Origin of the sequence: Massilia soli, from assembly GCF_016809835.1 — a bacterium.
Classification (GTDB): Bacteria; Pseudomonadota; Gammaproteobacteria; order Burkholderiales; family Burkholderiaceae_D; genus Telluria_A; species Telluria_A soli.
In genome coordinates, this window is record NZ_JAFBIL020000007.1 from 230,418 (window position 1) to 243,501 (window position 13,084).

A 13,084-nucleotide genomic window follows, 5' to 3' on the forward strand; every position below is an offset into this window, starting at 1 on the left:
ACAACCCCTGGCAGGCGTTAGCCCGGCAGGGGTCGTTACTTTACCGCAGTTTTGCCAAGTTCAGCTTAGAACTTGTAGCTCGCGCCAAAGTGGTAGGTACGGCCGTAGTCGACACGGTTGGACGGGTTGTTCTCGTCCGTGGTGAACTCCAGGAATGGCGCATTGTTCCAGTTCTGTGCCTGGGCAAACAGGCTCACGCCCTTCAGCCAGCCGCTCTGGATCTCGTACGATGCCTGCAGGTCGACAATGGTCTCGCCCTTGATGAAGGTCAGCTGCTGGTTATCCTGGAAGTCGGATACCTGGCCCAGGAAGCTCGAACGCTTGCGCGCTGCGGCGGCGACCTGGAAGCCGGCCTTTTCGTAGTACAGGCGCAGGTTGCTGACTTTGCGCGACAGGCCTGGCAGCGGAATGCTGATCGAATCGCCGGCCACGTTGGCAAAGCCGATTTCCGGCAGCTCGATACCGCTCTTGGTATCGGAGTGGTTGACCATCATGCCGAAACCGTCGAGGTACTTGCTGACCATCGAGAACGGAATGTTCGCCGCCAGTTCCCAACCATGGATATTGCCGCCTTCGGCATTGGTTGGCTGGGTGAACAGGCCCTGGGTCGAACCTGCGAACGGACCGGTCAGTGGCAGCGGGGTCGTCGGCGTGACGAACTCGGCGTAGTCGTAAGCACGTGGCGCACGGAGGATGTAGGTGTCGAGCTTCTTGTAGAAGACTGCGGCGCTGACATAGCCCTTGTTACCGAAATACTTCTCGTACGACAGGTCGAGCGCCTTGGCGCGGAACGGCTTGAGCTGTGGATTGCCGCCGCTGCCGGTCAGGATCGACACGCCCTGGGTTGCCAGGCCGAAGTTCTGGCCAGCACGCAGGTCGTCCAGGTTAGCGCGCGATACCACCTTGGCCAGGCCGAAGCGCAGCATCTGGTCGCTGCCCAGGTCGAACGACAGGTTCATGCTTGGCAGCACGTCCCAGTACTTGTCGCCTTCGGTGACACGCTGTGCCGGGCAGGTCTGTGCGGTATTGCCGGTGCAACGGGCCTTGTCGATGACGAAGCCGCCGCCGGTCTGGTCGGTGTGAATGGCTTGCAGGCCGACGTTGCCGCGGTACGGCAGGCCGAACATATTGCCTTCCAGGTCAGCCATTGCGTACAGGGTCGAGATGCGCTCCTGAACGTCCCAGTACTTGTTGTAGATGTCGGCATCGACTTTTGGCGCCAGCTCGTAGATATTGCCGAGCGAACCGCGCGGATCCCACGAAGCGACCGAGAAGCCCGACGAGCCTGCTTGCGCAACGTCGCTGCCTGGCATCGCCACCGATGCGTATGGACCGCTACCGCCCTTGATGACGAGGCGGCCTTCGTCGCCGGTGCGCGCCTTGTCGCGCGCAGTGTGGTTGTAGCCGTAGGTGGTGCCGATCACTGGGCCCCATTCCACTGCGCGCTTGCCGACCAGGCGGATCGCCTTGACTTCATCTTCCACGTACGGCTGCGCCAGGTAACCAGCCTGCGGCGATGCTTCGCCGCCGGACCAGCCCATCACGTCCGTCAGGCGGGCGACGTTGCGGTCGGAGTAGTTCGAGCCCGGGGTGTACTTCACCTGGGTGACATTGCCGCCATCAAAGCCGGAGAAGCCCAGCGTATCCTGGGTGCGGCCTGGAATACCTGCGTAGGTCTCGTAGCGCGAACCGAGCTTGGTCGCTTTCGACCAGGTCAGGTCGGCCGAGGTGGTCCACTCGCCGAATTTCAGTTCGTTGTTCCAGCCGATGGTCTTGAGGTCATCCTCAGCGCCTTCGTAGTGGTTACGGACCACGCCCTTCCAGTCGGTCAGGGTGCCGCTGGTGGCGACGCCATTGGCGATCGTGGCCTGGCTCAGCACGTGCTGGCGCTCATACGCGCCGCCGGCGTTGTAGGCGACGCCGCCTTCGAAGCCGGTCTTTTTCAGGCCGGTCTCGCCAGCCGAATAGAACAGGTCGACGGTCGACTTGAAATTGCGGTTAGGACGGAATTGCAGCGAGGCGAAAGCGCCATCGCGCTCATGCGAGCTGACTTCGGTGTCGTAGCCGAAACCGCCTGGCACTTTGACGTCAACGCCGTTGTACGGCAGCGTCGCCACGCCCCAGGAATTGAACTTCGACTGGCCGCCGCCCACTTCTTCGTAGCGGGTGAAGCCCACTGCCACGCCGATGGTGCGATTGGCGAACTGGTCGATGTACGACAGGGTGTAGCGGTCGCCATCGCCTTCTGGCAGGCCATCCTTCTGCTTCACGCCAAGGCGGCTCTTCTTGTAGCTGACCGCGATGGTCTGCTTGCCGAAGTCGAGCGGCTGGACGGTGCGCAGGTCGATGGTCGATGCCAGGCCCTGGCCGACGACACTCGCGTCAGGGGTCTTGTAGATGACCACGGAACCCATCAGTTCAGCTGGGAACAGATCGAATTCAGGGGAACGGGCATTGCCGGTCGAGGCCATTTCGCGGCCGTTGAGCAGGGTGCCGTTGAAGCTTGGCGACAGGCCGCGCACGGAAATCTCGGCCGCGCGGCCCGAGCTGCGGCCGCGCTGGGTCGAGACGCCTGGCAGGCGCGAGATCGACTCGGCAACGCTCTGGTCCGGCAGCTTGCCGATGTCTTCGGCGGAAATCGCCTCGACGATCGAGCTGTTGTTCTTTTTGATCGAGATCGCTGCCTCGATACCACGGCGGATGCCGGTAACGACGACCACTGGTGGTGCGTCGACAGCTGCCTCGGCGGCCACTGGCGCGACCGGAACTGCTGGCGCGGCTTCTTGCGCGAACGCCGACGTGGCCATTGCGGATACGAAAATGGCGCAACCGGCTGCCACTGGGCTCAACCGGAATGCTACCTGGCCAGCCTTCGTTGTTAACTTATTCATGTGTCCCCTCGTTCATCAGTACTACACAATTTCCCGTTTCTTGGCAGCTTATTTACGGGATCCTTTTACCCAGCGTTCCAACATGCTTAATAATAATTTTGTACTAAAACTAGATGCACTGTCAACGACAGTTGTGTCGCACTACCAAAATGCCACAAATTTCTCGTAGCACCCGTAGCCACAGGGCAAACACGTTGTATTTAGGGTACAAAGCTCGGATATGCACGATGTAGTACGACTACATTTTGGCGTTTTTGCACCGAAACGTAGCTGAAATGCACCGACGCAGTGCGAAATTAGTGCTGCACGGGAATATTTATAAGCGACAATTTGGCAGGCGCCCGTTGAAATCTGATCGATCGCGATGTCCTGTACTAAAACTAGGGTGGAAAATTCCATCGCACCCAGGGTGTAAGGCCGCTGCGTTGAGGCCGTTTTCCTTCTGTAGTATGCTTAAAAGCCAAAATAGCAATGTAGTGAAATTACGAGCCGCGATGCAAAGCGGCGGCTGACACAACAAATCGACGGAGACCGCGATGAAGAGCATCACCCTTTCCCTGCTTGCCGCAAGTGCATTCCTGCTTCCGGGCGCAGCGGCTGCCAAGGACTACCGCATCGATCACATGGAGCCGCCGTTCTGGTGGGCCGGCATGCAGGAGAAGAAGGTCCAGCTGATGGTGCACGGCAAGCAGATCGCCAGCCTGGAACCTGCCGTCAGCTATCCGGGCGTGCGCATCGCGTCGGTGACCCGCGTCGCCAACAAGAATTACCTTTTCATCGATCTGGTCGTCGACGCTGGCGCCGCGCCCGGCAAATTCGACATCAGCTTCCGGAATGGCGCCGACAGCGCCAGGTACACATATCAGTTGCTGGCGCGCGAACAAGGCTCGGCAGCGCGCGCGGGCTTTGACAGCACCGATGCGATCTACCAGATCATGCCGGACCGCTTCGCCAACGGCGACCCATCCAACGACAGCCTCTCGCCGATGGCCGACAAGCTCAATCGCGCCAACGGCGGCGGGCGGCACGGCGGCGACCTGAAGGGAATCCTGAACAGCCTCGACTACATCGCCGCGATGGGCTTCACGCAGCTGTGGCCAACCCCGGTCGTCGAGAACGACATGCCTGCCTACTCGTATCACGGCTATGCCGCCACCGATCACTACAAGGTCGATCCGCGCTACGGCAGCAACGAGGACTACCGCAAGCTGACGCAGGAAGCGCGCAAAAAAGGCATCGGCATGATCCAGGACGTGGTGCTGTCGCACATCGGCCTTGGCCACTGGTGGATGAAGGACATGCCGACGCCCGACTGGACCAACCACGCCGGCAAATTCGTGCCCACCCAGCACCACCGCGTCTCCGTGCAGGACCCGTATGCGTCGAAGGAGGACGCGGCCAACTTCACCACCGGCTGGTTCTCGAACGGGATGCCGGACATGAACCAGACCAATCCGCTGGTCGCCAATTACCTCATCCAGAACAACATCTGGTGGATCGAGTATGCCGGCCTGTCGGGCCTGCGCATCGACACCTATGGCTACTCCGATCCGGCTTTCCTGGCCGAGTACACGCGCCGCCTGATGGCCGAGTATCCGAACCTGAACATGGTGGGCGAGGAGTGGCACAAGTCGCCGGCGGTGGTGTCGCGCTGGCAGAAAGGGAAGGTCAATTTCGACGGCTACACCAGTTCCCTGCCCAGCCTGATGGACTTCCCGCTGGCCGAAGCGATGCGCGGCGCGCTCGCCAACAAGGATACCGGCTTCACCGATGTCTACGAAACGCTGTCGCAGGACTACCTGTATCCGAACGCCGGCAACCTGGTCCTGTTCGAAGGTAACCACGACATTGCGCGCCTGTTCAGCGTCGTCGGCGAAGACCTTGGCCTGTACAAGATCAACCTGGCGTTCGTGATGACGATGCCGCGCATCCCGCAGTTCTACTACGGTACCGAGCTTTTGATGACCAGCGCTACCGGCGAACGCAATGACGCCAGCTACCGCGAAGACTTCCCCGGCGGCTGGGCGGGCGACAAGGTCAATGCCTTCACCGGCGCAGGCCTGAGCGCGCAGCAGCGCGACGCCCAGGCGTTCGTCAAAAAGCTGGCCAACTGGCGCAAGTCGCAGCCGGTCATCCATCACGGCAAGACCATGCACTTCGGCGCCGAGAACGGCACCTATGTGTACTTCCGCTATGACGGCCAGAACAAGGTCATGGTCGCATTGAACAAAGGGGCGAAGGATGCCGTGCTGCCGACCGCGCGCTTCCAGGAGATGCTCAAGGGCGCGAAGTCCGGTATCGACGTCATCAGCGGTAAAACGTACGCGCTCGACAGCGCGCTGGCGCTGCCCGCCAAGACCGCCGTCATCCTTGAAATCTGAAGGCGCCGCCATGACCGCTACATCACACTGGCTGCTGGCCGCCCTCCTCGTCAGCGGCAGCGCGGCAAGCGCGCAAGGCCCGGCCGGCAAAGACCTGTTCATCCGCGGCGCATTCAACGGCTGGGGCCTTGATAACGCCATGGTCTACAAGGGCAAGGGCGTGTACGAGGCCGATATCCTGATCAGCCCGGGCAACCATGCGTTCAAGGTCGGCAGCAAGGACTGGAGCGCGGAGTGGGTGATCGACCCGAACGCCAGCATCAAGGTGGCCACCGACACCGACTACCGGATGGACACCAGCGCCGGGCCGGAGGATTACCTGTTCGTCAAAACCACCGCGCCCTACAAGTTCAGCGTGGACGTGACCGACCCGAAGGCGCCGCGCCTGCGCGTGACGCGCCTGCCGAATCCGGCGGTTGCCGCGATCGATCCGCACAAGGGCCACCAGCAGCAGGTGGTGCAGGCCTGGCCTACCTTCGACGGCAAGCAGGAGACCGTGCGGTTCTCGGTCCAGGATGCGGCTGCGGCGCAGCGCACCTATGCGCAGTCGACCACGATGCAGCTGCGCGATCCCGGGCCGCAGTACGCGCTCTATAGCGAGCCGGAAGGCCTGCCGGTGGCCCGCACCGGCAACCTGGCCTTCGACGCGCTGTTTGCGCTGGCCGGCTTCGAGATGAAGCAGAACTCGGTCAGCGAAATCAAGGACGGCAACTACAACGGCGGCGCGGCGATCGCCTGCGCGTGTTTTGAAACCGGCGAAAAATGGCACTACGTGTGGACGCGCGACCTGTCGTATGCCGCCGATCTTGGGCTGGCGATGCTCGATCCTGCGCGCACCCGCAATTCGCTCGACTTCAAGCTGTCGCCGTTCCGCAAAGGCGTTGTCAAGGCGCCGCAGGTCGCCGGCAGCCAGGACGGCCTGCAGATCATCCAGGACACCGGCAGCGGCGGCAGCTGGCCGGTCAGCACCGACCGCGTCACCTGGGCCTTCGGCGCCGAGGAAGCGCTCAAATCGCTGCCAGCGGCCGAGCGCAAGCCGTTCGCGGCGCGCGCGCTCAAGGCGCTGGCCAACACGATTGAAAACGACCGAATCGCCGCGTTCGACAAGGAATCGGGCCTGTACACCGGCGAACAGTCATTCCTCGACTGGCGCGACCAGAGCTACGCCGCATGGATCGTCAACGACCTGTCCTCGATGGCGAGCTCCAAATCGCTGTCGACCAATGTCGGCCACTACAAGGCATTGACCCTGACGGCATCGCTGGCAGCCGAACATGGCGACGACGCGCGCGCCCGCAAGTACAAGGCCTGGGCGCGCGACCTCAAAAAAGCCATCAACACGCGATTGTGGCTCCCGGGCGAAGGCATGTACAGCAGCTTGAGCGCGGGCCACTTCGACGGCGCGGCGATGCACAAGTTCGACTGGCTCGGACAATCGCTGGCAATCGTCACCGGCATCGCCGATGAAGCCAAGGCGCGCAGCATCCTGTCCCGCTATCCGCACGGCCCAATGGGCGCGCCGGTGATCTATCCGCAGCAGCCAGGCATTCCGGTGTATCACAATCGCGCCATGTGGCCGTTCGTGACAGCCTATGGCTTGAAGGCCGCGGCCATCGGCGGCAATGCCAGCGTGGCCGACGCCGCCTACGACACCCTGATGCGCGGGGCGGCGGTCAACCTGTCCAACATGGAAAACCTCGAATGGCTGTCCGGACAGCCGCTGCTGCTCGACGAAGCCAATCCGTCGCTGATCGGGCCCGTCATCAACTCGCGCCGCCAGCTCTGGTCGGTCGGCGCGTATCTCGGGATGGTGGTCGAGAATGTGTTCGGGGTGACGCTGGAAGCGGACAGCATCCGCCTGCGGCCCTTCATCACCGCCAAGCTGCGCCGCGAAGCGTTCGGCACAGCCGAGGCGATTACGCTGCGCCGCCTGCGCCTGCACGGCAAGCAGGTCGATGTGCGGGTCGAACTGCCGCCCGCGTCCAGCGCCACCGGCTATTACGACATCGACAAAGTGACGCTGAACGGCGTTCCGGCGCAGCAGCAGATACGTCTCGACCAGCTGAAAGCCAACAACACGATCACCGTCACCCTTGGCGCTTTGCGCGCTGGCCAACAGGCGATTCGCCGCGTCAGCGCCGATCCGTATGCCGAGTCGCCGGACGTTTTTGGCCCGCGCGAGCCGGTCATCACGCGCTTGGCGCATGACGGCGCCGCAGTGGCGCTCGACATCGGCGCCGGAGGAAACCCGGCCGGCACCGTGTACAACGTCTACCGCGACGGCAAGCTGGTCGCCGCCAGGGTCGCCGCGGGAACCTGGCGCGATGCGCGTGCGATGGCGGGCAGCTGCTACGCCGTCGAGGCGCAGTTCGAGAAGTCGGGCAATCGCAGCCATCACAGCGCGCCGCGCTGCACCGGGGCGGGCCTGCAGGTGCCGGTGACGGACGCGCGGGTGAAATCGAATCTCGGAATCCAGCCCTCCAGCGTCCGATTCGCCGCGCCGCACCTCAAGGACTGGGGCAAGCCGGGCGACCGCTTCGCCGTCGATGCGGTTCGTATCGACAGCGCGGGCCAGTACCGGGTACAGATCCAGTATCACAACGGCGCCAACCAGATCAACCTGGGCATCAGCGGCGGGGTCAAATGGCTGATGCTGAAAAATGCGGCGGGACGCGTTGTCGCACAGGGGGTTGTGCAGCTGCCGCATGCGCGCGTGGAGAAGGAGAACACGCCGCTGGTGTATTCCACCCCGCTGCAGGCGCACCTGGCGGCAGGCTCATACCGGATTGAACTCAGCGACTTTTACAACATGAGCTATTTGGATAGCAACAGCACGTTCAGCGCCGCTGGCGGCACGCACGGGCCGTGGAACCGGGTCGATATCTATGGCGTGCGGATCCTGAAAGCCAACTGACGCCGTTCCCGCGCGTTCGCACACGTCGCCCCTGCGAAAGCAGGGGCCCATACTAAACATGCCGAATATGGCCCCCCTGCCTTCACAGGGGGGACCTTGAATCCTGCATTCCAAGTCTCAATGTTGCGATAGCAGCGCGCGCGGGATTGGCGTCAGCGCGTGTGGAGGTTAAGCGAAGTGACTTTGGCGAAGTCGATCGGCTTGACCACATGCTCGTCGAAGCCCGCATCCATCGCCAGCTCGCGGTCGCGCGCCTGGCCATAACCGGTCAGCGCGATCAGCACCGCGCTGTCCATTCCCGCCAGCTTGCGCATCTGCGCGGCCACTTCGTAGCCAGTCATGTCGGGCAAGCCGATATCGAGGAATACAAAGCGCGGCTGGAATTCGGCTGCGCGGGCCAGCGCGTCGCGGCCCGAGTAAGCGGTGACGACATCGTGCCCGTCGATGCCGAGCAGTTCGGCCAGCGTATTGGCCGCGTCGGCGTTATCGTCCACCACCAGGATGCGCGTCGCCGCCATGCCGGCGTTCTGATCGAGCGCCTGTTCGTCGTTGCTACGGTCGTAAGGATAGGCCGGCAGCCGCACTTCGAACACGCTGCCCTTGCCGAGGCCCGGACTGGTCGCCGTGACCGTTCCATCATGCAGCGCCACCAGCGAACGCACCAGCGACAGGCCGATGCCAAGCCCGTCCTGCACGCGGTCGCCGGAATGCCCGTCCTGCGCGAACAGGCCAAAGATAAACTCGATGTTGGCTTCTTCCAGGCCGATGCCGTTGTCGCTGATGCGCACTACCGCATCGTCGCCCTCCACCGTCAGCGCAAGGCCGACCACACCGCCAGGCGGCGTGAACTTCGCGGCATTGTGCAGCAGGTTGCCGATAATCTGGCACATCCGTACATGATCGCCCTTGATCCAGACTTCATTCTCCGGTAGCGACACATTCAGCACGTGTTTACGGCTCTCGATGATGCCTTCCACCGACTCGCGCGCGTTGGCGACCGCGCTTTTCAACTCAACCCGTTCCTGGTGCAGCGTGATCTTGCCTTGCGAGATGCGCGCGACGTCGAGCAGGTCGTCCACCAGGCGTACCAGGTGGTCGGTGTGGCGCGCGATGGTGCGGCGCGCGCGGTCCTGCAAGTCAGGTACCGATGGCTCCAGCTTGCACAGCAATTCCACCGAGCTGCGGATCGGCCCGAGCGGATTGCGCAGCTCGTGCGCCAGGGTCGCGAGGAATTCATCCTTGCGGCGGTCGACGTCGCGCAGTTCGCGTTCGACGATCGCCAGGCGCAGCAGCGCCTTGACGTTGGCAACCAGTTCCTCCGGCTCGATCGGCTCGAACAAATAGTTATCCGCGCCACCGTCCAGCGCGCGGATCTTGTCGGCCACGGCGATGTACGACGCCGACGTCTGCAGCACCAGGATCGCCTTGGTCTCCGGGTCGGCCTTGAGCTTGCGGCAGACATCCATGCCGTTGATGTCGGGGAGCTTGGTATCGAGCAGGACCAGGTCGGGCAGGTTCTCGCGCGCCATCGTCAGCGCCGCGTTGCCGGTCGCCGCCTCGATCACCTTGAATCCAGCCCGTATCAGGATGCGCGAACGCGCATAGCGTGCAGCATCGCTATCATCGACGATGAGAATAACGGAATTGAGTAGATTCGATAGCATGGACTGGCTCGTGGCTGATTAAGTTGGCACAGGCGCGTGTTGGTCGCCATGCCTTGCAGTATATACAACGGGGATCGTCACACAGAAGACCGACCCCTTACCGGGCGTGCTTTCGACGTTCACCGACCCATTCAGCAGTGTCGCCAGGTTGCGGCACAGCGACAGGCCCAGCCCCGTGCCTTTGGTCTTGGCCTGCAGGTGGTTCGCCACCTGGCCGAATTCTTCGAAAATGATCTCGAGGTGTTCGCGGTCGATGCCCAGGCCCGTATCGCTGACTGAAAACCGCACTTGGCCCTCGTCTTCAAGCGCTTCGGCATGCACCACGATCTCGCCGCGCTCGGTGAACTTCAGCGCGTTGGAAATGAAGTTGCGCAGGATTTGCGACAGCTTGCCCTCGTCGGAGATCATCTTCAGGCCCTCGGGCGGCTCGTCGAAAATCAGCGCCACGGCGCCGTTTTCGTCCAGCAGCGGGCGCAGCATGCCGCGCAGCGCGCGGAACATCTCGCCAACCTCGAATTCGTCGGCGTGCACATCGACCTTGCCGGCTTCGATCTTGGCGATGTCGAGCAGGTCGTTGACCATGTCGTTCAGCGCCAGCGATCCGTGCAGGATAAAGTTGACCTGCTTCTCCTGCTCCACGCTCAGCTCACCGTCGACGCGGTTCAGCAGCAGCGTAGCGAGTGCGCGGATCGAGCTCAGCGGCGTGCGGAACTCGTGGCTCATGTTCGACAGGAAGCGCGATTTCATTTCGTCGGCGCGGCGCAGGTGTTCGGCCTTCTCGTCCAGTTCCGCGTACAGCGCGACGACACCGCGGTTGGTGTCTTCGAGTTCGCGGGTCAGCTGGATCAGTTCTTCCTGGCGGATTTTCAGTTCGTCCAGCGCGCCAAGCAGCTCCTGGTTTTGCTGGCGCAGCTCGCCGAGCATATCGGCCGGCTGCGACATGGCTGCCGTACTGAGCTCGCCGAGCGTGGCGGACGTGACGCGGCCCGCCTCTGGAGGCAGCAGCTTGCGCAGCGTGATCGAGGTGCCCTTGCCGGGCGCGGTGTCGATGGCGAAGCTGTCCATCAGGCGCCGCGCGCCCAGGATGCCAAGGCCCATGCCGGTCTGCGAATGATAGCGGCCCGACAGCACCACATCGAGATGCGGAATGCCAGGACCGCGGTCTTCGATGCGTATCTGGAGCAGCTGTCGCGCTCCGTCCTGCTCGATCGAAAAATCAACCTTGCCCGCGCCTGCATAATTGAATACGTTGCGCGCCAGTTCAGACACCGAGGTGGCGATGCGCACCTGGTCCTGCACGCCAAAACCGCTGATGCGCGCTACTTCCCGCGCACGCTGGCGGGCGTTGACGACGTCTACCTCCGCCGCGATATTGACCGTGACGATGCGCAGGCTCATGGGAGGGCGTGCTCGCGAACCACGACAACGGTTGAGTCATCGCGCCCGCGCGAGAAATCGCGGTACAGGATAGCGGCGATGACGGAAGCATGCCTGAACACCAAGCCGGGATAAGCGCTTAGCTCCCATCGGGTGTTGATGCCGTCGGACGCCAGGATCAGCACCGACGCGCTGTCCCATGGCTGTTCGAATTCCTGCACCTTGCGCAGGTTGCTGCCGACGATGCCGTTGTGCGACAACAGGTGGCGGCGCGTGCTGCCGCCGGCGATGCTGCCGGCGATATTGCCGACGCCGCAAAATACCAGCTTGCCCACGTAGGAGTCGATATCCACCACCGCCAGGGCGGCGCCGCGCGTCGAGCGCAGCGCGGCGTGCGCGTCGGTGGTGCGCGCGCCCGGCGGCCCCCTATCGAAGTCGAGCGATGCGCCGACCGCCGCGGTCGAGGCGACAGCCGCTTCCGGTCCGTGGCCGAGACCGTCGGCCACCACCACGCAAATGCCGCTCTGGTGATACGACACGCCCCAGTTGTCGCCGCACTCATCCTCGCCGGCGATCGGCAGGCATACGCCGCCCACCTCCCAGCCGGTCTGCGGCGCCGCGCCGTCGAGCGCCCACACCATCATCATGACGACGGTGCCTTTGCCAGGCGCGGAATAGATATCGAAACTGTCGGACTGGCGCTGGATCGCGCCGAGACCCACGCCGTAGGTGCCGGCGGTCGAGGTACCGTCGGCCATCAGCAGGTCGAGATTGGCCATGCCGGGACCCGTATCGATGGCCAGCACCTCAACGCCGCACTGGCCGTTGACGTCGACTGGACGCATGAGGATCTCGCCCTCGCGCGCATGCTTGACGATATTGGTTGCCGCTTCGGTGACCACGATGGCCAGCCTGCCGGCGCGCGTCTCGCTGAAACCGAGCCGGCGCGCCATTTCCGCAGCGGCGCGCCGGGCAGCCGCTATCTCGCTCAACTCCCCGACATGGAAAGTTGAATGTATTGCGGATTGGGTCAAAACGGTTTCCATTTCGTGATTGTGACGCGGGTGCCCTTGCCAGGCGCAGAATCGAGCTCGAAGTCGTCCGCCAGGCGGCGCGCGCCGGACAGGCCCAGGCCCATGCCGCCGCCGGTGGTATAGCCGTCAGTGAGCGCCTTGGCGATGTCGACGATGCCGGGGCCTTCATCGATAAAGCTGATCGACAGCCCGCGCCGGCCGCCGTCGTGGACCAGTGACAGTTCGGCGCGTCCGCCGCCGCCATAGCGCAGCGTGTTGCGTGCCAGCTCACTGGCCGCGGTCACCATCTTGGTCTGGTCGATCAGCGAAAAGCCGAGCGCCACCAGCTGGTCGCGGACCAGTTTTCGTACCCGCACGACATCCTCGTCGGAGCCGAGCGGCGTGACGATATCACCCGTCATTGCGGCGTTCATGAGCGCACCCCGAGGCCGGCACGGTAGACCATACGGTGCCGGTTCAGTCCCATTCGCTTTCCTGCTGGAGCAATTTGACGCCGCGCTCGACGTTAAGCGCCGTGCTGACGCCTTCCAGCGTCAGGCCCAGCTCCACCAGGGTGATCGCCACGGCCGGCTGCATCCCCACCAGCACGGTGCGCGCATCGAGGATCTTCGCCATTGCCGCGGTATTGCTGATCATGCGGCCGATGAACGAGTCGACGATATCCAGCGCCGAAATGTCGATCAGTACGCCGGTGGCGCGATCCTTGACGATTCGGGTCGTCAGGTCGTCCTGCAAGGTCATCGCCAGGCGGTCGTGCATGTCGACCTGGATCGTGACCAGCAGCAGTCGGCCCATTCTCAGAATTGGTATGCGATCCATGGTC

At 63.3% G+C, this 13,084-nt stretch carries 8 protein-coding genes; 2 read left to right on the forward strand and 6 right to left on the reverse strand.

What is annotated here, in order from left to right; translation table 11 throughout:
• Positions 1-65: 65 nt before the first annotated feature.
• Positions 66-2,891, reverse strand: a complete 2,826-nt coding sequence (locus I4X03_RS18320; protein WP_223469691.1) for a TonB-dependent receptor — start codon at positions 2,889-2,891, stop codon at positions 66-68.
• Positions 2,892-3,427: 536 nt separating this feature from the next.
• On the opposite strand from I4X03_RS18320, the gene I4X03_RS18325 reads away from it, so the two are divergent.
• Positions 3,428-5,272: a glycoside hydrolase family 13 protein gene (locus tag I4X03_RS18325; protein WP_223469692.1), complete on the forward strand. Its 1,845-nt coding sequence runs from the start codon at positions 3,428-3,430 to the stop codon at positions 5,270-5,272.
• Positions 5,273-5,282: 10 nt separating this feature from the next.
• A complete protein-coding gene (locus I4X03_RS18330) occupies positions 5,283-8,186 on the forward strand; it encodes an MGH1-like glycoside hydrolase domain-containing protein (protein WP_223469693.1) in 2,904 nt (967 codons plus the stop codon).
• A gap of 152 nt (positions 8,187-8,338) precedes the next feature.
• On the opposite strand, the gene I4X03_RS18335 is transcribed toward I4X03_RS18330, so the two are convergent.
• The 5 genes from I4X03_RS18335 to I4X03_RS18355 are packed head-to-tail and all read right to left on the reverse strand — an operon-like array spanning position 8,339 to position 13,080.
• Positions 8,339-9,850, reverse strand: a complete 1,512-nt coding sequence (locus I4X03_RS18335; protein ID WP_223469694.1) for an ATP-binding response regulator — start codon at positions 9,848-9,850, stop codon at positions 8,339-8,341.
• Between the two features lie 18 nt (positions 9,851-9,868).
• A complete protein-coding gene (locus I4X03_RS18340) occupies positions 9,869-11,248 on the reverse strand; it encodes an ATP-binding protein (RefSeq protein WP_223469695.1) in 1,380 nt (459 codons plus the stop codon).
• On the reverse strand, positions 11,245-12,219 hold the full coding sequence (locus I4X03_RS18345; RefSeq protein WP_307735377.1) for an ATP-binding protein: 975 nt from the start codon (positions 12,217-12,219) through the stop codon (positions 11,245-11,247). Before I4X03_RS18345 ends, I4X03_RS18340 begins: the two co-directional genes overlap by 4 nt.
• Before the next feature lie 38 nt (positions 12,220-12,257).
• Positions 12,258-12,674, reverse strand: a complete 417-nt coding sequence (locus I4X03_RS18350) for an ATP-binding protein (protein ID WP_223469697.1) — start codon at positions 12,672-12,674, stop codon at positions 12,258-12,260.
• A gap of 43 nt (positions 12,675-12,717) precedes the next feature.
• Positions 12,718-13,080, reverse strand: a complete 363-nt coding sequence (locus tag I4X03_RS18355; protein WP_131428948.1) for an STAS domain-containing protein — start codon at positions 13,078-13,080, stop codon at positions 12,718-12,720.
• Positions 13,081-13,084: the final 4 nt, after the last annotated feature.